This is a genomic window from Ollibium composti, assembly GCF_004801285.1.
Taxonomy (GTDB): Bacteria; Pseudomonadota; Alphaproteobacteria; order Rhizobiales; family Rhizobiaceae; genus Mesorhizobium; species Mesorhizobium composti.
Window position 1 is genome coordinate 132494 of the sequence record NZ_SSNY01000001.1, and the last position, 20445, is coordinate 152938.

The 20445-nt window shown below is 65.4% G+C and carries 18 protein-coding genes; 7 read left to right on the forward strand and 11 right to left on the reverse strand.

Annotation, left to right across the window (positions count from 1 at the left end):
- Position 1: 1 nt before the first annotated feature.
- Both E6C48_RS00600 and E6C48_RS00605 read right to left on the reverse strand, forming a co-directional pair.
- On the reverse strand, positions 2 to 1390 hold the full coding sequence (locus E6C48_RS00600; RefSeq protein ID WP_136352928.1) for a DUF2778 domain-containing protein: 1389 nt from the start codon (positions 1388 to 1390) through the stop codon (positions 2 to 4).
- Positions 1391 to 2607: 1217 nt separating this feature from the next.
- The gene (locus tag E6C48_RS00605; RefSeq protein WP_136352930.1) at positions 2608 to 3087 is read right to left on the reverse strand and encodes a VOC family protein; all 480 of its coding nucleotides are present in this window, start codon (positions 3085 to 3087) and stop codon (positions 2608 to 2610) included.
- Between the two features lie 327 nt (positions 3088 to 3414).
- Here E6C48_RS00605 and E6C48_RS00610 point away from each other — a divergent pair, with 327 nt between their 5' ends.
- Positions 3415 to 4365, forward strand: coding sequence for a 5'-nucleotidase (locus tag E6C48_RS00610; RefSeq protein ID WP_136352932.1), 951 nt, complete (start codon positions 3415 to 3417; stop codon positions 4363 to 4365).
- A gap of 323 nt (positions 4366 to 4688) precedes the next feature.
- Here E6C48_RS00610 and E6C48_RS00615 read toward each other — a convergent pair whose 3' ends face one another.
- The 3 genes from E6C48_RS00615 to E6C48_RS22455 form a co-directional block, all read right to left on the reverse strand.
- The gene (locus tag E6C48_RS00615) at positions 4689 to 7472 is read right to left on the reverse strand and encodes an ATP-dependent helicase (protein ID WP_136352935.1); all 2784 of its coding nucleotides are present in this window, start codon (positions 7470 to 7472) and stop codon (positions 4689 to 4691) included.
- Between the two features lie 159 nt (positions 7473 to 7631).
- The gene (locus E6C48_RS00620; RefSeq protein ID WP_168734415.1) at positions 7632 to 8291 is read right to left on the reverse strand and encodes a DsbA family protein; all 660 of its coding nucleotides are present in this window, start codon (positions 8289 to 8291) and stop codon (positions 7632 to 7634) included.
- Between the two features lie 80 nt (positions 8292 to 8371).
- The gene (locus tag E6C48_RS22455) at positions 8372 to 8713 is read right to left on the reverse strand and encodes a hypothetical protein (RefSeq protein ID WP_168734416.1); all 342 of its coding nucleotides are present in this window, start codon (positions 8711 to 8713) and stop codon (positions 8372 to 8374) included.
- 152 nt (positions 8714 to 8865) lie between these two features.
- Here E6C48_RS22455 and E6C48_RS00625 point away from each other — a divergent pair, with 152 nt between their 5' ends.
- Together E6C48_RS00625 and E6C48_RS00630 are read left to right on the forward strand one after the other, a co-directional pair.
- Entirely contained in the window at positions 8866 to 11163 is a 2298-nt protein-coding gene (locus E6C48_RS00625) for a phosphodiester glycosidase family protein (protein WP_136352939.1), read from the forward strand.
- 128 nt (positions 11164 to 11291) lie between these two features.
- On the forward strand, positions 11292 to 13607 hold the full coding sequence (locus E6C48_RS00630) for a glucose/quinate/shikimate family membrane-bound PQQ-dependent dehydrogenase (protein WP_136352941.1): 2316 nt from the start codon (positions 11292 to 11294) through the stop codon (positions 13605 to 13607).
- 69 nt (positions 13608 to 13676) lie between these two features.
- On the opposite strand, the gene E6C48_RS00635 is transcribed toward E6C48_RS00630, so the two are convergent.
- The 3 genes from E6C48_RS00635 to E6C48_RS00645 form a co-directional block, all read right to left on the reverse strand.
- On the reverse strand, positions 13677 to 14081 hold the full coding sequence (locus E6C48_RS00635; RefSeq protein WP_136352943.1) for a carboxymuconolactone decarboxylase family protein: 405 nt from the start codon (positions 14079 to 14081) through the stop codon (positions 13677 to 13679).
- Positions 14017 to 14445, reverse strand: a complete 429-nt coding sequence (locus E6C48_RS00640; protein WP_136352945.1) for a MerR family transcriptional regulator — start codon at positions 14443 to 14445, stop codon at positions 14017 to 14019. Before E6C48_RS00640 ends, E6C48_RS00635 begins: the two co-directional genes overlap by 65 nt.
- A gap of 137 nt (positions 14446 to 14582) precedes the next feature.
- Complete coding sequence (locus tag E6C48_RS00645; RefSeq protein WP_136352947.1) at positions 14583 to 15023, reverse strand: hypothetical protein; 441 nt, start codon at positions 15021 to 15023, stop codon at positions 14583 to 14585.
- 160 nt (positions 15024 to 15183) lie between these two features.
- Here E6C48_RS00645 and E6C48_RS00650 point away from each other — a divergent pair, with 160 nt between their 5' ends.
- Positions 15184 to 16062, forward strand: coding sequence for a dienelactone hydrolase family protein (locus tag E6C48_RS00650; RefSeq protein WP_136352949.1), 879 nt, complete (start codon positions 15184 to 15186; stop codon positions 16060 to 16062).
- Between the two features lie 75 nt (positions 16063 to 16137).
- Here E6C48_RS00650 and E6C48_RS00655 read toward each other — a convergent pair whose 3' ends face one another.
- Positions 16138 to 17034 (reverse strand): EamA family transporter, encoded by an 897-nt coding sequence (locus tag E6C48_RS00655; RefSeq protein ID WP_136352951.1) that lies wholly within the window; start codon positions 17032 to 17034, stop codon positions 16138 to 16140.
- Positions 17035 to 17122: 88 nt separating this feature from the next.
- Here E6C48_RS00655 and E6C48_RS00660 point away from each other — a divergent pair, with 88 nt between their 5' ends.
- Positions 17123 to 17602 carry an Lrp/AsnC family transcriptional regulator gene (locus E6C48_RS00660; RefSeq protein ID WP_136352953.1) on the forward strand — a complete coding sequence of 160 codons (480 nt, stop codon included), beginning with the start codon at positions 17123 to 17125 and terminating at the stop codon, positions 17600 to 17602.
- A 192-nt stretch (positions 17603 to 17794) separates the two neighbouring features.
- Complete coding sequence (locus E6C48_RS00665; RefSeq protein ID WP_136352955.1) at positions 17795 to 18043, forward strand: hypothetical protein; 249 nt, start codon at positions 17795 to 17797, stop codon at positions 18041 to 18043.
- 24 nt (positions 18044 to 18067) lie between these two features.
- On the opposite strand, the gene E6C48_RS00670 is transcribed toward E6C48_RS00665, so the two are convergent.
- Positions 18068 to 18271, reverse strand: a complete 204-nt coding sequence (locus E6C48_RS00670) for a hypothetical protein (protein ID WP_136352957.1) — start codon at positions 18269 to 18271, stop codon at positions 18068 to 18070.
- A 149-nt stretch (positions 18272 to 18420) separates the two neighbouring features.
- Complete coding sequence (locus E6C48_RS00675; protein ID WP_136352959.1) at positions 18421 to 18909, reverse strand: thioesterase family protein; 489 nt, start codon at positions 18907 to 18909, stop codon at positions 18421 to 18423.
- A 98-nt stretch (positions 18910 to 19007) separates the two neighbouring features.
- Here E6C48_RS00675 and E6C48_RS00680 point away from each other — a divergent pair, with 98 nt between their 5' ends.
- Positions 19008 to 20417 (forward strand): FAD-binding oxidoreductase, encoded by a 1410-nt coding sequence (locus tag E6C48_RS00680; RefSeq protein ID WP_136352961.1) that lies wholly within the window; start codon positions 19008 to 19010, stop codon positions 20415 to 20417.
- Positions 20418 to 20445: the final 28 nt, after the last annotated feature.

A 20445-nucleotide genomic window follows, 5' to 3' on the forward strand; every position in this document is an offset into this window, starting at 1 on the left:
TTCAGGCGCCGCGGCCGTTCTGCGCCACGGTCGTGGCGGGCGCCTTGCGGCCGCGCGAGCCGGGCACGACGACGAGTTGCTTGATGTGACCCCGCTTGAAGGCGTTCAGGAACTTGTCGTAATTCTTGAAGGCGACGCAGCCATGCGATTCCGCCCGGCCGCCGCGCAGCAGGTAGGAATGGGCGAGGATGCCGCTGCGGCCGAATTCGACCTTGCCGTCCGTCGGCGTCATGCGCAGCGCCTGGACGCCGTGGAACAGCGATTCGCGCATCGACAGGTTGTAGGTGTCGGGCGGCGTCGGCCCGCGCATCTTCTGGTTGGCGTAGCGCGGGTTGTCGGCCATCTTGCCGATGCCCGAATGCGCCTCCAGCACCGAGCCGTCCGGCATGTAGACCTTGGCGGCGCTGATGTCGTAGATGGCGACGCCGGCGCGCGGGCGCTTCGGCTTGGGCGAGAACAGGTTGGAGAAGGCGCCGGCCAGCCCGCCGCGCTCGGTCGGGTTGTCGGGCTTGGCGAAGGCCAGCATCTGCTGCGACTTGCTGCGCTTGGCCGGTTTCGTATCCTCTGCCACCGAAGGTTTTGCCGCTTCGGCAGGCTTTTCGGCGACGGCCCTTTCGGGCGCCTGCGCCTCCGGCTTGGCGATCCGGGGACGGGCCATCGGCGGGGCGATGCTGTCCGGCAGTTCGCTGAACAGCGGCCTGTCCTCGCTCGTATCGGCTTGCAGCGCGTCATCCTGCGGCGCGACCAGCACCGCGTCGAAGGCCGCCGAGGCGGCCGACGCCGGCGAAGGATCGGCATAGGCAAGCTGGATGTCGGACGAACCGGAGAGCGCCAGCGCAAGACGCGAGGCGCGCACGGTTTCGGCCGGACCGGGGCCGAAGCGGTTGGACACCGGCGCGGCATGGCCGGCTTCCGCCACCGCATGGGTGGCCTCGAAGCGCTCGCGCGCCGGCGGGGTGTGCGCGGCTTTGGCGCGCGACAGGCCGGCGCCGGCGAACAGTTTCGCCAGCTTCTTCGGCGACAGGTCGGCGGCGGAGGCCACCTTCTCGAAACGCTCGTTCAGCTTGCGGCGGGGGAAGATCGAGACGTTCATGGCCGCAGCCGAGGCTACCTGGATCGGCGCGACGCGCCCGGCCTTGCCTTGCTGCACGGCGGCGCCGTTCTGCGCGACGATGGCGCCGGGCGGCAGGTGCGGCATGAAGGAGGTGGTGGAAGCGGCCGGCGCCGTCGCCGTATAGGCGCTGGACAGCGTGGTCAGCGACCACAGCGCAAGGCCTGCAATCGCGCCGGGCACGGCGACCCAGCGCAGCAGCGCCTCGGGCTTGATGAAGGAACGGCCGGTGCGGCCGGAGGGCTCACGGTGAGCGGTGTCGATACGCAAGAACGCCATGCCAAACCAATCTTTTCTCAATCGGCCTTCCAGCCTGCGACGCTTGCCGCTGCGAATGTCAGGAACGACCCCTCAGCGCGCCCCCGCGCCCGTCGTTTGTTGCCGATTGACTTTCAAGATGGACAAAGATGGTTAACCAACCCTTTGCCGGTCCCCTTCATTTTTTGGCATGTGCCCGTGCGGGCGTTGCCGCCTCATCGATCGGAAAACGGCAAAATCGCCGTTTCCTGAGGTTCTGCTGCCCGGTTTTGCCGGGAAAGTCAAGGAAATGCAAGTTCTTGCGCGCTCCCGTCGCAGAAGATCGTTAAAACCTGAACAGATGAGGCAAGATGCGGGCGGGCAAAAGCTATCGCCGCCACGCCCGGATTTTCATCCGTCTGGCCATTGTTAAAGAGCGGACCTCGGTGAGTTGAGGTCGGGAAGACGGCGGTCGTCGGAACGCTGCCGAATTTTATAAAACTGCGATCCGAAGACCGCCGCCCGGCGATTTCTGTTCCCGTCCGTTCCGCTTCACCGCAGCTCACGGTGCCGGCATTTGCGCCGACACCGGCCGATGGCTTGCAGCGCTCGTCCAGCGCACACGGGCCGTAATACCCGTAGGGGAACCCTTGGACGGAACCTCCCCGGTCCTGTCGCCACGTTAGCAACAGGACGGAGGCGCCGGTTCCTTCCCACGCAATCACCGTCGCGACCGGTGTTCCCATGGAAGGAACTGACGGGGAGTATGAGGCGGGTCCGAAGAGCGGGAATAGATTTCGGGAAGATTTTTTGTGAAGGCCACTTCACTTCGTCATCCTCGGGCAAGTGGAGCGAAGCGGAGCGCGACCCGGGGATCCATGCCTGACCATCGATGAAACGTGAGGTGGTGCAGACGGAGACCCCTTCAGCGCCGCCTCATGCGACCATGTCGTTCAGGCATGGATCCTATGGTCTTCGCACGGCCTTCGGCCTGCTTCGCCATAGGATGACGAACGCGCTTGTGTTCGCCAGGCGCGCTCCGCTCGTGACTGTCAGGATGCCTGGATGCCGAACGCTGGCCTCCAGCCCTCGGCTCCGACCTCGGACGTTCGAGGCTTTGAAAGGTCCGCCGGACCTTTCAATCCGCATTCGGCGAACCGGGCAATGGACGGGACCCGCTGCTTCGCAGCTCCCGCCCGTTCGAAGCCTGCCGATGATTCACAGGATCATCGGCTTGCCGCTTCGCGGCAACCGGCTTCTCACCCTCGCCGGGCGGCATCGATGGCGGCGACGTCGATCTTCTGCATTGTCATCATCGCGTCGAAGGCGCGCTTGGCCTCGGCGCCGCCGGCGGCCATGGCCTCGGTCAGCGTGCGCGGCGTGATCTGCCAGTTGAGGCCCCAGCGGTCCTTGCACCAGCCGCACTCGCTCTCCCGGCCGCCGTTGCCGACGATGGCGTTCCAGTAGCGGTCGGTTTCTTCCTGGTCGTCGGTGGCGATCTGGAAGGAGAAGGCCTCGCTTTGCGGGAACTGCGGTCCGCCGTTGAGGCCGATGCAGGGGATGCCGCAGACGGTGAACTCGACGACCAGCACGTCACCTTCCTTGTTGCCCGGATTGTCGCTGGGCGAGCGCCAGATCGAACCGACATGGGAGTCCGGGAAGACGTTCGCATAGAACCGCGCCGCGGCCTCGGCGTCCTTGTCGTACCACAGGCATATCTGGTTTTTCGGGGCAGGCATGGGCGGAACTCCTCGCTGTTCAAACTGCACGTCCTGAACGACGGCTAGGCATAGGACGTTCCGGAAGGAGGGGGGCCGACATGGCGGGGTGAGAAAATTGGCCGCCCTCCTTTCTCTCCGTGTGGGGGAAGGTGGCCTCGCGAAGCGAGGTCGGATGAGGGGTGCTGGCCGGAGCGCTAACGCCTCGTTACTTCTTCAGTGTGATGGAAAGGGCGGCGTCAGGTAATTGCAGAACTAGTAGGTTGCGCGCAACCTTCTTAGCTTCTGCCAAGTTTGCTACTGTGACTGTATAAAATAGATGATTTCTTGTGGTGTTTTGGGGGGGCTATGAGCGGCGATATTCTTAATGGGCAACCCACATCGCAAACGGCGCCTCTAAGGATTGGAGTTTCAACCCGAGCGCTTTTTGATCTTGAGGAGGAGCATGAAATTTTTCTAAAGAAAGGTGTAAAGGCATACGCCGCGCTTCAACTAGAGCGTGAAAATAACATAATCGGCAAAGGCTGCGGATTCGAAGTCATCGATCGGCTTCTAAAGCTGAACAAGCCGAACGAGACGTTTGTTGAAGTCATGATATTGTCACAAAATTCTCCAGATTTGTCCCTTAGAGCCTTCAATTCTATTAAAGAATATAAATTGAATATAAAAACTGGAAGCTTCACCAGTGGGCGACCCCTTGCGCCGTTCATACCGGCTTGGGGTATTGATCTCTTCCTTTCAAACGAAGCGAGCGATGTGCAGGCTGCGATCTCCGCCGGCGCGGCGGCTGCAAGGCTAGGTGTTGCGCCGAAAGAGCGTCAGGAGCTGCGAGATGATGAAGTTAGGATTGCATTCGACGGTGATGCAGTCGTTTTTAGTCCTGAATCGGATGAAGTTTACAAAAATAATGGTCTGTCCGCATTTCTGCGTCATGAGGCAGACAATGCCACCAAACCTATGGCGGGTGGGCCATTCGGCGAATTCTTGAAGAAACTATCTGTGCTGAGAAACGTCTACATGAATGACGAAGGGTTCTCCAAAGTCAGGATTGCTATAGTGACCGCCAGAAATGCTCCCGCTCACGCTCGAGTGATTCATACTTTGAGAGCCTGGGGCACCCCGGCAGATGAAGCCCATTTTGTTGGCGTTCGAGAGAAAGCACCAATTCTAAAAGCTTTTGGTGCTCACATTTTCTTCGATGATCAAGAGAAGCATGTATTGGGCGCTTCGGCCGTTGTTCCAGCAGGGCATGTGCCCGGTCCGCATAAGCCAGAGGCCCCAGTTATCCCCGCGGGATGAGGAAGATTAGCGTTGCCAGTTAAATGGGTAAGGCGAAAGGCACATCCGCGAAACATTGGCGGTGGAAAATCCACTTGGATTCCTGAAACGTGGGTGCCCTACGATACATCAAAGACATCTAAGTTGGGCATAGTAACCGCACCATGCCCCAGTTGCGGTACAATTACCCAGAGCAGGAGGATGCCGAATGGCGGCTGGGGACATTTTGAGGCCGATGGCGGCCTACGTAATGTAAAACATGCTTGTTTCTATCGCGGTGACGGGCTTTCAAAAAAGCGCGATACGGAAACGGCTGATATGTTTCTCGAAGAATCCGAAGAAAGCTAAACCCCCGTCACAAACCCGTCCAGCACCTTCTTCTGCCCGGCGCGATCGAAATCGATCGTCAGCTTGTTGCCCTCGATCGCGGCGATATTGCCGTTGCCGAATTTCTGGTGGAAGACGCGGTCGCCCACGGCGAAGGGGGAGGGGGTGTCGGCTACGGATTTCGCCACCAGTTCGCCGTCGATGACGCGGCCCTTCACCGAGCCGCGGCCGGCGCCGTAGCCGGAATCCACCTCGCCGTAGCCGATACGCTCCACCTGATGGCCGCTGCGCGTGCCCCAGTTGCGGCTCGTCGCCTCGGTGCGGTTCTGCTGCGCGCGCTGCCAGCCGGGGGTGGCGTAGGTGTTGGAGAAGGCGCCGCCGCCGGAGCCGGATTGATCCCCGCGCGCGGCGCGGGCTCCTGACGGCGAGCCGACGCTGTCGAAGCGCGAGGCGCCGTAGGGGTTCTGGCGGCCGGCGGAGAAGCCGCCGCGCCCGGAGGCGAAGCTTGAGCCGCCATAGGGGTTGCCGTAGCCGCCGTAGCTGTTGCCGCCCTCGGCCACCTCGACATGCGCTTCCGGCAGTTCGTCGAGGAAGCGCGACGGGATGGTCGATTGCCACAGGCCGTGGATGCGGCGGTTGGAGACGAACCACAGGTGCAGGTTCTTCTTGGCGCGGGTCAGCCCGACATAGGCGAGCCGCCGTTCCTCCTCCAGCCCGGAGCGGCCGCCTTCGTCCAGCGCGCGCTGGTGCGGGAACAGGCCTTCCTCCCAGCCGGGGAGAAACACCGTCTCGAACTCCAGCCCCTTGGCCGAATGCAGCGTCATGATGGAGACGGCGTCCATGCCCTCGTTCTGCTCGGCGTCCATCACCAGCGCGACGTGCTCGAGGAAGGAGCGCAGCGATTCGTACTCCTCCATGGAGCGGATGAGTTCCTTCAGGTTCTCCAGCCGGCCGGGCGCCTCGGCGCTGCGGTCGTTCTTCCACATGTCGGTGTAGCCGCTCTCCTCCAAAATCGTCTCGGCGAGCTCGGCATGCGGGGTGGTGTCGATCAGGCCTTGCCAGCGGGCGAAGTTGGCGGCGATTTCGCGCAGTGCCGCGCGCGGCTTCGGCTTCAGCTCGTCGCTCTCGGCAAGGTTGGCCGCCGCCTCCAGCATCGGCGAACCCAGCGCGCGGGCGGTGGCGTGGATCTGGCTGATGGTGGCTTCGCCGAGGCCGCGCTTCGGCACGTTGACGATGCGCTCGAAGGCGAGGTCGTCGGCGCCTTGCGCGACGACGCGCAGGTAGGCCAGCGCGTCGCGAATTTCCTGCCGCTCGTAGAAGCGCGGGCCGCCGATGACGCGGTAGTTCAGGCCGATCTCGATGAAACGGTCCTCGAAGGAGCGCATCTGGAAGGACGCGCGCACGAGGATCGCCATGTCGTTGAGCGCATGGCCCTTGCGCTGAAGGGATTCGATCTCCTCGCCGACGGCGCGCGCTTCCTCGTCGGAATCCCAGGCGGCGTGGACGTTGACCTTGGCGTCGTCGGCGTCGGGCCGGTCGGTGAACAGCGTCTTGCCCAGCCGTCCCTCGTTGTGGGCAATGAGGTGGGAGGCAGCACCGAGGATATGGGCTGTCGAGCGGTAGTTGCGCTCGAGGCGGATGACGGTGGCGCCGGGAAAATCCTTCTCGAAGCGCAGGATGTTGTCCACCTCCGCCCCGCGCCAACCGTAGATGGACTGGTCGTCGTCACCCACGCAGCAGATATTTATCTGCTGCGTGGGTTTGTTTTCGCTCGCGGGCCGTTCCGCCGCCTGCGGCGGCTGGGCAGTTTCCTGGTTTGTGCGCTCCGCTTCGCTGCGCGTCACGGCTGCGGGGGCGGGCGAAAAGTCGCCCGGCGCGCGGTCGCGCGCTCGGCCTTCGGCCGCTTGCACGGCGCTCGATGTTTTCGGCCGCTGCGCCAGCAGGCGCAGCCACATATATTGGGCGGTGTTGGTGTCCTGGTATTCGTCCACCAGTATGTATTTGAATTTTTTATGATATTCGGCCAGCACGTCGTGATGCTGGCGGAAGATGCGGATGGGGTGCAGGAGCAGGTCGCCGAAGTCGCAGGCGTTCAGCGTCTTCAGCCGCTCCTGGTAGGCGGCGTAGAGTTCGCGGCCCTTGCCGTTGGCGAAGGCGCGGGCGTCGCCTTCGGGGATTTCGGCCGGGCCGAGGCCCTTGTTCTTCCAGCCGTCGATCATCTGGGCGAAGGTGCGCGGCGCCCAGCGCTTGTCGTCCAGCCCCTCGGCCTGGATCAGCTGGCGGATCAGGCGGGTGACGTCGTCGGTGTCGAGGATGGTGAAGTCGGAGCGCAGGCCGGCGAGCTCGGCATGGCGGCGCAGGAGCTTCACGCCGATCGAGTGGAAGGTGCCGAGCCACGGCATGCCCTCGATCGCCTCGCCGACGAGGTGGCCGATGCGGCTCTTCATCTCGCGCGCGGCCTTGTTGGTGAAGGTGACGGCGAGGATCTGGCTCGGCCACGCTCTGCCGGTCGCGAGGATGTGGGCGATGCGGGTGGTGAGCACGCGCGTCTTGCCGGTGCCGGCGCCGGCCAGCACCAGAACCGGGCCTTCGGTCGTCTCCACCGCCAACCGCTGCTCGGGGTTCAGGCCGCTGAGATAGTCGGGCGCGCTGCCGCTGCCCTGTCGGGCGGCCATGGCGCGCGCGGCGATGCCCGAACCGCCACTGGAGGCTCCGGCGGCAGGCGCGGCCGGGCGCGAGGGCACGCCGTGTGGCGCGTCGTCCTCGTCGAAGAAGGGCATATCGTCGGGAAAGCCTGGCATTTGACCCCGAATGTAGTGATTCGCCCCCGAAAGGCCAGTGTTGTCGCCGTTTTGTTCCGTCGCAAGCGGCAATGCCTGAATTCGGTTCCGGTCGTTCTCGGCTGAATGCCGGGGCTGCCGCGCGGGCCGGCGCGGCAGCCCCGGTGCGAACCGGGCGGCCTATTTGCCGGCGGCGCCTTCTTTCTTCCTGCGGCGCGCTTCCGCCACGGCTTCAGTCAGTTGCTCGTGGTCTAGGCCGCCGAAGACGATGAAGGATTCCACCAGCCATGACGGCGTGCCTTGCAGGCCGATCGTCTCGGCTTGCAGGCTGGTGCGTGCCAGGAGCCTGTCGATGTCGGCCTTGTGCGCCTTGGCGTCCCTGTCGAGCTGCGCCATGTCGAGGCCTGCCTTTTGCAGCGCGGCGCGCACTTGCCTGTCGCGCTGAAAGCGCCGGGGGGACGTCATCAGCGCATCGTGCGCGGCTTCATAGCCGGCCTGCCATTTGGCCGCGAGCGCCATGCGCGCGGCATATTCGGAAACCGGGCCGAAGACAGGCCAGTCCTTGTAAACGATGCGGACCTTGCCGTCGCTTTTCAAGAGCTTCTTCAGTTCCGGATGGCTCTTGCGGCAGTAGGGGCAGTTGTAGTCCATGAACTCCGCGATTGTGATGTCGGCATTCTTGAGGCCGATGGAGGGCATGTCGGGATCGTTGAGGACCTGCTGCGGCGTCAGGTCTTCCTGCGACAGGGCAGGGCCGGCTTGCAGCAGCAGGACGCCTGCCGCCAGGGTGGAGGCGCCGAGCAGGAAGCGCCGGCGGCCGATCGGGATTTCGTTGTGCATGGTGATGACCTCTGGAGCGGCATGGCCGCCCTGATGGGAAAGGGGGCGCGCAGCGGCTGTTCGCTTCGCGGTATTGAAATTCAGGCGAAACCGGCGGACCGGGGTGGCCTGAACTCGGCCTCGCATGCGGCGACCTTCATGGCATAGGCCTCCGTCGCCTCGACGCAATGCCGGCCGGCGGGCGTGCGGGTCGCGGCGGCCTGCGGCAGTCCAAGCTGCGGAAAGCAGGACACGCTGGCTGTCCTCACGGCGCTGTAGCAGGGCTTGAAAGCGAGCTTGCCGATGGCGGCAGCCGATGCCTCGACCGTGACGTCCGGGTGCGGCGCGGGCAGGGACGAGGCCAGAGCCCATGACGGCCACATGCCGGCGGCGATCGCCACCAGCAGGAATTCCAACGCCGTCAAAGTCACGCAAAGCCGCATCGGCTTCATTCTAGCCGGCCGTCATACGGGATCATACCCCCTGACGGGATTTTGATCCGCGACCGCGCCGATTGCCTTGGCTCGCCGTCTCGCGATAGGTTGCCGGTCCGACTCCGGGCAATACCCACTCCAGGGCAACACTGGCGCCAAGAATGCTCCGCTGGTTCGTGACGATCCTTCTTTTCGCCGCGTCGGCAGTGGCGCATGCCGAGACGCGTGGCGTGCGCACGCTGGTGCCGGCGCCGGCGCCCGGCAAGCCGTTCTCGGCCTCGCATGCGCTGGTCATCGGTATCGACGGCTACGACCATGGCTGGAAGCCGCTCGGCATGGCGGCCGAGGACGCGCGGCAGGTGGCGGCGGCGCTGAAGGCGAGCGGCTTCGACGACGTCGATCTGAAGCTCGACCTCGGCGAGGCGGAACTGGAGCGCACCATCAAGGCCTTCATCTACGGCAAGGGCGCCGATCCCGACGCGCGGCTCCTGATCTGGTTCGCCGGCCACGGCCACACGATCGGCGGCGAGGGCTATCTGGTGCCGAAGGATGCGCCGCTGCCGGGCGAGACGCCGGCCAGTGAGGCGGCCTTTCAGGCATCCGCCATGCCGCTTGCCGCTTTCGGGCGCTATATGAACGAGGTGAAGGCGAGGCACGTCATCGCCGTCTTCGATTCCTGCTTTTCCGGTTCCGTCTTCAATGCCAGCCGCGCCAGCGTGCCGGCGGCCGTTTCCAAGGCGACGACGCAGCTTGCGCGCCAGTTCATCGCTTCGGGAAGTGCCGGCGAAGTGGCGCTGGACGACGGCAGCTTCCGCCAGGCCTTCATCGCGGCGCTGACCGGCAAGGATCGCCGGGCGCTAAGCTCCGACGGCTACCTGACCGGCTCGCGGCTCGGCGCCTATCTCGCCGAGGAGATCAGCCGCAAGACCGGCGGGCGGCAGAACCCGATCTATTCGACCTCCAACGTCGTTGGGCTGGACCGCGGCGACTTCGTCTTTCCCGTCAGCTTCGCTTCGCAGGAGGGACCGGCCGAGGTCGCCGCGCCCGTTGGACTTTCGCCGCTCGAACCTGCGGTGGCGGAGGACGTGCCGGAACTGCGCATCGAGCCGGTGCAGGTGGCGCGCGACAATCCCGAAGCGGGCCTGATCGCCGACAAGCTGGCACGCAACCTCGTCGAATACTACGTCAACAACAGGCTCTACGTGTCCAGTGAACTGACCGGTCGCGAGCCGGCACGGCCGCCCACGCACCGCCTGCACACGAAGGTGACGGCTTTCGGCGACAGCGTGCAGGTGGATATCGACCTGACCGGGCGCGACGGCAAGACGGTTTCGACCGCCAGCTTCGGCGGCGAGCGCGCCTTCTACGTACACAACTACAAATTCCTGCCGCAGATCGTGCAGTACATGCTCGACGTGTCGCTGAGGACGCTGGAACCGCTGCATTCGGCCAACCGGCCGACCGAGGTGGGCGAGGCCTACGCCTTCTTCCTCGCGGCGCGGCAGAAGGCGTCGCGCCGGCAATTCGAGGATGCGGCCGCACTGCTCGACAAGGCGATCGAGACCGACCCGGATTTCGCCTCCGCCTATGCCGCGCGCGGCCAGATCGCGGCGCGGCTGGGTGCCGGCGCCGACGAGGTGGACGGCTACCTGAAGGAGGCGGCGGCCATCGACGCAGACTATCCCTCGCTCAACCTGTTCGACGAGCAGCAGATGGGCGACCCGGTGCCGGCGCTGCGCGCGGCCGGCGCGAATGCGCCGTGGAGTGTGCTTTCGCCCGGCCTCGAATTCCGCCGCATCGAGGCCGAGGACTATGGCGTTACCGTGCTTGCCTGGCGCTTCGACGAAGCGTCCGTCGCCTTCGACGTGGCGAGAGCCTCCACTGTGCATGGTGAGACGGTGGGGGAACTGCGCGAGCGAACCGGCGCGCTGCTCGCCATCAACGCCAGTTTCTTCGACCTCGACATGGAATCGCGGCTTTCGCCGGTCGGCATGCTGGTCGTCGGCGGGCGCGAGATCAACGCCTTCGACGCCGCCAAGGCGAAGAACCCGCTGACCGGCATTCTCTACCGCCGCGACGGCAAGCTCGGCATCATGCCGGCCTCCCAGTACCGGCCGGACGAGCGTTTCGAGGCGGCGGTGCAGACCGGGCCGCTGGTGGTCGATCCGGGTGGCAGGAACGGCATCTACCGCAACAATTTCGACCGCCAGAACCGCAGCGTCGTCTGCATCCAGGGCGACGGACGACCGGTGATCGTACAGGTGTCCGGGGGCCTGAGCCTCTACGAGGTGGGCGAGATGCTGTCTTCGCCCGACGCCGGCGGCGGCCTCGGTTGCGAGCGGGCGATCAATCTCGACGGCGGGCCGTCCAGCCAGATCTCGGTTCTGGCCGGCGGCATCGGCCTGGAGGTGACCGGCCTGTGGAAGGTGCCCAACAGCCTGCTTCTGACGGCACGGTGAGCGGAGGGCGGCGCCACGCTTGACAGCGCCGGCCGAGGGGAAAAAGCTGCGCCGGACAGGAACGGAAACAGCGGGCGGGCATTGATAGCCCATCCGCACCGCCGCATCCGCAGCAAAGGAGGCTTGTCTTGGCCATCCTCTTCACCACCCTCATCCTCGCTCTCATCGGACTTTATCTCGGCATCGGCGGCGGCTGGCTGATCGCGCTGGGCGGAAGCTGGTACTATCTGATCGCCGGCCTCGCCTTCCTCGTCACCGCGTTTCTGGTGTGGCGGCGCAGCACGACGGCGCTCTGGCTCTATGCCGGCATCATCATCGCCACCATCGTCTGGGCGATCTGGGAAGCGGGTTTCGACTGGTGGTCGCTCGGGCCGCGCGGCGGCGTCATCGTGCTGGTCGGCCTATGGCTTTTGACGCCGTGGGTGCGCGGCAGGCTCACCGGCCGCGACGGCCGCGCGCCGCTGATCTTCGCCGTGCTCGCCTCCATCGCCGTGGCCGGCTATTCGATGTCGGACGATCCCTACGACCTTGCCGGTTCGCTGCCGGTCGAGAAGGTGGCTGAAGCGCCGAACCTCGGCGGTGACGCACCGCCCGGCGAATGGCATTTCTACGGCCGCACCCAGTTCGGCCAGCGCTATTCGCCGCTGAACCAGATCACCGTGGACAATGTCGCCAAGCTGGAGCCGGCATGGACCTACCGCACCGGAGACCTGCGCCGGCCCGACGACGTGACGGAGACGACCTATCAGGTGACGCCGCTGAAGGTGGGCGACACGCTTTACCTCTGCACGCCGCACAACCTGGCCATCGCGCTCGACGCCGCCACGGGCAAGGAGAAGTGGCGCTTCGACGCCAAGGTCGGCATGGAGGCGGCGCGCCAGCACCAGACCTGTCGCGGCGTCGCCTATTACCATGACGCCAAGGTCGCCGCCGGCCAGCCCTGCGCCGAGCGCGTCTATCTGCCGACCTCGGATGCGCGGCTGATCGCGCTGGATGCCGCGAACGGGCAGGTGTGCGAAAGCTTCGCGGAGAACGGCACGCTGAACCTGATGGCCAACATGCCCTATCCGAAGGCGGGCTATTACTATTCGACCTCGGCGCCGCTGATCGCCGGCGGCAAGATCATCGTCGGCGGCGCGGTCAACGACAACTATTCAACGCAGGAGCCGTCCGGTGTCATTCGCGCCTTCAACGTCGAGACGGGCCAGCTTGTCTGGAACTGGGATTCCGGCAATCCGGACGAGACGGCGCCGCTGCCGGCGGGGCAGGAATACACCCACAACTCGCCCAACATGTGGTCGACGGCGAGCGCCGACGAGAAGCTCGGGCTGGTCTACATCCCACTCGGCAACCAGACGCCGGACCAACTCGGCATGGGCCGCAGCGAGAATGTCGAGAAGTTTTCCTCCTCCATCGTCGCGCTGGATTTGAACACCGGCAAGCTGCGCTGGGTGCGCCAGACGGTGCACCACGACCTATGGGACATGGATGTGCCGGCGCAGCCGTCGCTGGTCGATATCACCACCGACAGTGGCGTGGTGCCGGCGCTGGTCGGGCCGACCAAGCAGGGCGACATTTACGTGCTGAACCGTGAGACCGGCGAGCCGATCGTGCCGGTGAAGGAAGTGCCCGCGCCGGGCGGGACGATCCCGGAGGATCACGCCGCGCCGACGCAACCGGAATCGGCGCTCTCCTTCAACCCGAAACCGCTGACGGGCGCGAACATGTGGGGCATCACCATGTTCGACCAGCTCGCCTGCCGCATCGAGTTCCGCGGACTGCGCTACGAGGGCCGCTACACGCCGCCTTCCTTGCAGGGCACGCTGGTCTATCCCGGCAATTTCGGCACCTTCAACTGGGGCGGCGTGGCGGTCGATCCGGTGCGCCAGGTCATGTTCGGCATGCCGACCTATCTCGCCTTCAAGTCGCAGCTGGTCCCGCGCGACCAGGTGCCGCCACCGGACGACGAGGGGCGCGGCTCGGAGCAGGGGCTGAACCGCAACGAGGGCGCTCCCTACGCGGTCATCATGGGGCCGTTCCTGTCGCCGCTCGGCATTCCTTGCCAGGCCCCGCCATGGGGCTATGTCGCAGGGGCTGATTTGAAGACCGGCAAGGTCGTCTACAAGCACCGCAACGGCACGGTGATGGACATGACGCCGCTGCCGCTGCCCTTCAAGGTCGGCGTGCCCGGCATCGGCGGGCCGATGATCACGGCCGGCGGCGTCGTCTTCCTGGGCGCGGCCGTCGACGACTACCTGCGCGCCTACGACCTGACCACAGGCCGGCAGCTGTGGCGGGCGCGGCTGCCGGCGGGCGGGCAGGCGACGCCGATGACCTATACGACGCAGGACGGGCGGCAGTTCGTGCTGATCGTCGCCGGCGGCCACGGCTCGGTCGGCACCAAGGCCGGCGACTACGTGATGGCGTGGACGCTAGGGAAGTAGGGGACGCCTGAAGCGCGCCACGCCGGGGTGGAAACAGGTCCCGGCGCGGCTTCCCATAGAGGCCCGAAGCTACGCGGCGGATTTGCGGGCCTGGAACACTTCCTTCGCGGCAAACAGGCCGTTCAGCGCGGCAGGAAAGCCGGCATAGACTGCCATCTGGATGAGGATTTCGACGACTTCCTTCTCGTCGAGCCCGACATTCAGGCCGGCCTCGATATGGACCTTGAGTTGCGGTGTCGCGTTGCCCAATGCCGCCAGCGCCGCGATCGTCGCGATCTCCCGCTCGCGCAGGCCGAGGCCCGCCCGGGTGTAGATGTCGCCAAACGGAAATTCGAACACATAGGTCGCGAAGTCGGGGGCGATATCGGCCAGCGCGGCAATCACGTTCTGCCCCGCCTGGCCGTCGATTTCAGCCAGCGCGCGCTTTCCGCGCTCCAGCCGGCTCTCGTTGGTGTCGATGGAATGCTGCGTCATATATCTCGGTCCTCTTCTCGGTATCGACATAGCCGTCGATCTTGGCATCGAGGACGAGAAGGCAGGCGTTGAGTTCGGCCACGTGAGCGCGTACGTGCTCGCGGTGGGCTACCAACAATTCCCGACGCGCCGCTTCCGTACCGGCTCCCTCTGCGCGCAAGGCCGCATAGCGCAGCATGTCACGGATCGGCATTCCGGTCGTCTTCAGTCGGTCGAGAAACTCGATCCAGACGAGGATCGATGCATCGTAGTCGCGGTGCCTGGATTGATTGCGATCGGCATAGGGCAGCAGCCCGATCTGCTCGTAATAGCGGATCGTATGGGTCGACAAACCCGAACGCCTCGCCAGCTCGCCAATCTTCATCGCACCTGCTTCTCATCACGATGCAAGAGGACTACTTCTTAGAGCACACTCTAAGTCAAGGGCAATTCTTCGCCCTTTCTCTGGGGTCCGCTTCGGGTCGAAAGCCTTGTCTCGCCCTACGGACAGATTCTTCGCCGCTACAGTCCCAACTGGCTCTTCAGGCTCGGCACCTGCGCCAGCGCCTGGTCGACCGCCTTGGGGCCGGCGGCTTTCCTCGCCTGCTCGATGAGTTCCATGCCGGCCTTCTGGATTTCGTCGAGCGACAGGCCGGATGCCTGGAGCTGCGAAAAGCCGTTGACCAGCGCGCCTGTCTTCTCGCCCAGCGCGCCGCCGAGCGCCGAGGTGAGCGAGCCGAGCAGGCCGCCGCCGCCACCGCCGGAAGTGGCGCCCGCGGCCATGACGTCGTATTTCTCAGCCAATTGCAGCGAGCCGGGCAGCTTGTCGAACAGCGCTTCGGCGCTGGTGCCCTCCATTTCGTGCTGGAGCACGGACAGGATGGTTCCGACCACCTTCTCCATGGTCGTCGGGTCGATGTCGACCTTGTTGGAGATGGTGTAGATGATGTCCTGCACGTCCATGATCGTTCCTCTCTGGCGCAGCCGGCCGAACGCCCTGATCGCGGGCTTATAGCATGGCTTGAACGTCGGCCTGCAACGGCGGCGACGCCATTCACTTCGTCGTGATTGGAAGGGCGGCGCCCGGCGCCTATCCTTCCTCCTTTGGCGAAGGAGGATGCGCATGGACAAGCCGCTGATCACCCAGGCGATGATCGACGCCTATGACGAATACACCCACCTGACGCTCGACCGGCGCGGCTTCATGGACAGGCTGACCAGGCTTGCCGGCTCGGGCGCCGCCGCCGCCGCGATCGCGCCGCTGCTGGCGGCCAATTCCGCCAGTGCGGCCCAGGTGGCGGCTGACGACAAGCGCATCAAGGGCGAGGACGCCACCTTCAAGGGCGGCAAGGGCGAGATAAAGGGCTATCTGGTGCGTCCGGCAGAAAGCTCCGGCAAGCTCGGCGCGGTCATCGTCATCCACGAGAACCGCGGCCTCAACGAGCACATCCGCGACGTGGCCCGGCGGGTGGCGCTGGAAGGTTTCATCGCCCTGGCGCCGGACCTCCTGTCTTCCGAAGGCGGCACGCCGGCGAACGAAGACAAGGCGCGCGAGATGATCTCCGGGCTCGATCCGGCCCAGCCGATCGCCGACGGCGTCGCCACCGTCGCCTACCTGAAGACGATCGAGGGCGGCAACGGCAAGGTCGGCGCGATCGGCTTCTGCTGGGGCGGCGGGCAGGTCAACATGCTGGCCGTCAACGCGGCCGACCTCGACGCCGGGGTCGCCTATTACGGCGCCCAGCCGAAGGACGAGGCGGCGATTGCGAAGATCCACGCGCCGCTGCTCTTGCACTATGCGGGATTGGACGAGCGCATCAATGCCGGCATCGAGGCCTACAGGAAGGCGCTGGACGCGAACCACAAACAATACACGGTCTACGTCTATGACGGCGTCAACCATGCCTTCAACAACGACACCTCCGCCGCCCGCTACGACAAGGCGGCCGCCGATCTTGCCTGGGGGCGCACCATCGCTTTCCTGAAGGAGAAGCTCGCCTGAACAGGGCGGCCAGCCTTGAGAGAAAGAGTCCGGAAATGCCGAGAGCGCCTTGAATGCGCTGACTTTCGGGGCCGGTCAACGGTTCGCCGAGCGATGGAGGGCGACGCCCGCCATTACCAGCGCGATGCCGGCGAGGTCGCAGACGCCCGGAATCTGCCGCAGCACCAGTGCGCCGATCAGCGTGGCCGTCAGCGGCAACAGCGACAGCATCAGCGCGAAGCTGGCGCGGGGCAGGCGGCTCATCGCGAACTGGTCGCAGATGTAGGGGATGACCGAGGAGCAGATGCCGACGCCGGCGGCGGCCAACAGCAGTTGCGGCGAGCCGAAGGCCGGCAGCGCATCGCGCAGGCCGATCGGCAGCACCACCGCGAAGGCGACGGCCATGGCCGCGCCGAGACCGGCGATGCCGCCGGCTGTTGTGCGCGACACACGATGGCCGATCACGACATAGGCGACGAAAAACGCCCCGTTCAGGAACGCCCAGGCAAGGCCCACGGGATCGCTCGACCAGCGGACGTCGATCAGGAGCAGCGCGCCGGCGACGGCCATGCCGAGGGAGGCGAGGTTGCGGAGGCTCCGCAGGCCCGCCAGCGCGACGGCGACAGTGCCGACGAACTCGATGGCCGCGACGAGCGAAATGGGCAGGCGTTCGAGCGCCAGGTAGAAGCTGCAGTTCATCACCGCCAGGCAGGCGCCGAAGGCGAGAAGCAGGTGAAGGGTCTGCCGGTCGGCGCGCGCGAAGATGCGCCACGGGCGGGCGAGCGGCGCAAAGACCAGAGCCGCCGTGGCGATGCGCAGCCACGCCATGCCGAGCACACCCACCTGGTCGAACAACAGCACCGCGAAAGCCGGCCCGAGATAGTGGAACACGGCGCTGACGGCGAACCAGGCATGCGGCGGGATGGCGGCGGCCGCCACGATGGGGAGGGCGCCCTGTGGCGATGGCGCCGGGGCTTGCGCGGTTTTTTCCATCGGCGCAGTATCGCAGGCTCGCTACTCGCGTTGGATGGATTTTCCCTGATGAAGTCGGCTATTTTCCATCTTAAGAAAGGCTTTTATCTTGTCTTTCCTGCGAAATGAAAACAGCGACCTGGACGCCACGGACGTCAGGCTGCTGCGTCGGCTCGAAGGGGATGCCCGCGCCACTATCGCCGAGCTGGCGCGCTTCGTCGGGCTTTCGGCGCCGAGCGTGGCCGAGCGCCTGCGCCGCCTGCAGGAGAACGGCGTGATCCAGGCCTATGAAACGCGCCTCGATGCCAAGGCGCTCGGCCTGCCGCTGTCGGCCTGGCTGCGCATCCGGCCGGTTCCGGGCGAATTGGTCCGCGTCGCCGACATCATCCGCGCCCTGCCGCATATCGCCCAATGCGATCGCGTCACCGGCGAGGATTGCTTCATCGCGCTGGTGCATGTGGCCTCGATGGCCGAACTGGAACAGGTGATCGACCGCATCATTCGCTTCGCCATGACCAACACGGCCATCATCCAGTCCTCGCCGGTCAAGCCGCGCTCGCCGCTGGCGGCGGCCCTGCGGGAGGAGTAGGATGGCAAGGCGGGATTCCGGGCGGAAGCGTTTCCCGAAATCCACACTTGCGAGAATCTTGTCGTTCACATCCCCGGTTTGGCCTTGCCCGTCCAGCGTGAGGGATTAAGTCTGTCGGGCGGCGCGCCGGACGGCCTCGACATCCGGGGACGGGATGGTGCGTACATCGATGCGGACCGCAGGGATTGAAGAATGGACGACAATTTCGACAAGGCAGCCATTGCCGTCATCATCGTTTTCGGCGCGCTCATCGTCGGCGGGCTGATGGCTGCGAACCTGGTTGTCGGCGACCGCAACGGCTTCCTGTTCGCGCTCGGGTCCGGCTTCGCGGCCTGGATCGCCGGGCACATGATGCTGTTCGACCTGCCGCGGACCTATGCCGTGCTGGTCGGCGTCGCGGCGATCATGGCGGTCGCGTCGACGCTGTCCTACGTTTTCTGAATCGTTTTCGGCGCCGGCCGCCGTCTAAACGCGGCCGCGCTTGGAGCGGGCCTGCTTGAGGATGGCGCGCCAGCGGACCATCTCGAAGGGGATGGGCTCATTGCTGTTGGCGATCTCGAAAATCTCGTTGTTGAGGTTCTTCAGCGAACGCCAGAACTCGTAGTCGCTGATGCGCTCGTCGGCCGCCAGCCTGTCCGATGTCGCCTCGATGTCGATCCGCGTGGTCATTCCAAACCGGCTCGCTTGCCCTGCCAATCGTTTAAGCGCCGCAGCCCTCATCCGTTTTTCAGGCAAGCGCCGATTCGATCAACCTGCCAATTGGGCCAACCCACAGGCTTTGCCCGTTTACGGGCAATTAAGGTTAACGGTGCGGCTTATCAGCTACTCTTGCGGCGAATGCCGATGGCGCGGCCGGCGCGCTCGGGCATCGGCAGGCCGGCATGAGCGGTGCGCATCGCCTCGACCCTGGCGAGGATATCGGGCGGGAAGGGGGCGACCTTGGGTCCGGCCATGTCGACATGCAGCGCAAGCTGCTCGGAGGTGGCGGCCAGCCAGCCTTCCTCGGCATGGCGGATCTCCTGGTAGAAGCGCAGCCGCTTGTCGTCATGGTCGATGAGCTGGAAGGACACCGACAAGCGATGGTCGAGATGGATTTCCTGCACGTAGCAGACATGCACTTCCGCCGTGTAGATGGTCAGCCGCCGCTCCTTCGCATAATTCGGCCCGAGCCCCATCGCCTCGAACGCCTCGTCCGAGCAGCGGTCGAACAGCACGTTGTAGTAGGCCATGTTGAGGTGGCCGTTATAGTCGATCCAGTCCTTCTCGATCGTCATGGGGCTGGACAGGAAGGGCGCGGGTATGGACATGGATACCTTTCAGGTCTTGCTGGACAGGTGCGGCCGGTGAGACTACCCAGCTATAGGACGGCGACAAGGGCCACGCTGGCCCATTCGCGGAGGAATCAATGGCGCTGAGCGACCTTCGGCCGGTGGAACGCAACGAGGAAGGCATCGCCGCCGTGCTCGGCATCCTCAAGCAGCGCTTTGGCGAGCGCTTCCAGACCGGGCAGGCGATCCGCGAGCAGCACGCCCACACCACCACCTATCTTCCCACCCAGCCGCCGGACGGCGTCGCCTTTCCCGAATCGACGGCGGAGGTGCAGGAGATCGTGCGCGCCTGTGCGGCGCATCGCGTGCCGGTGATCGCCTTCGGCGTCGGGTCCTCGCTGGAAGGCCATGTCAACGCGCCGGGCGGCGGCATCTCGGTCGATACCAGCCGCATGAACCGCATCCTTGCCGTCAATGCCGAAGACCTCGACTGCACGGTGGAGCCGGGCGTGACGCGCGAGGAGCTGAACACGTATCTGCGCGACACCGGCCTCTTTTTTCCCATCGATCCGGGCGCCAACGCCTCGCTCGGTGGCATGGCGGCGACGCGGGCTTCCGGCACCAACGCGGTGCGCTACGGCACGATGCGCGAGGCGGTGCTGTCGCTGACCGCGGTAATGGCCGACGGCGAGGCGGTGACGACCGGCAAGCGGGCGAAGAAAAGCGCTGCCGGCTACGATCTCACGCGCCTGATCGTCGGGTCCGAAGGCACGCTCGGCATCATCACCGCGCTGACGCTGCGCCTGCAGGGCATCCCGCAGGCGATCTCGGGCGGGGTCTGCCCGTTCCCGACGCTGGAGGCTGCCTCGCAGGCGGTGATCGCCACCATCCAGATGGGTATCCCGGTGGCGCGCATCGAACTGGTCAACGCCCTGCAGATGCGGGCGATGAAGACCTATTCCAAGCTCGATTTTCCCGAGAGCCCGTGCCTTTTCGTCGAGTTCCACGGCTCGGACGCGGGCGTGGCCGAACAGGCTGAGACCTTCGGCATGATCGCCGAGGAGAACGGCGGCGGGCCGTTCCTGTGGACCAGCGTGGCGGAGGAGCGCAGCAAGCTCTGGAAAGCGCGCCACGACGCCTACTGGGCTTCGCTGACGCTGCGCCCCGGCGCCAAGGGACTTTCGACGGACGTGTGCGTGCCGATCTCGCGGCTGGCCGAATGCGTGGCCGAGACGGAGGCCGACATCGCGGAAATGGGCCTGATCGCGCCGATCGTCGGCCATGCGGGCGACGGCAATTTCCACACGCTGTGCCTGATGGACCCCGACGATCCGGCGGAGATCGCCAAGGTGGAGACGTTCGTGGCCCGGCTCAACGAGCGCGCTATCCGCATGGACGGCACCTGCACCGGCGAGCACGGCATCGGCCAGGGCAAGGCCGGCTTTATGCGTGCCGAGCATGGCCACGGCGTCGATGTCATGCGACAGATCAAGCAGGCGCTCGACCCGCTCGGCATCCTCAATCCGGGAAAGACGCTGCCGGCCTGAGCATTTTGCAGCCAGACGGAATCGTCTG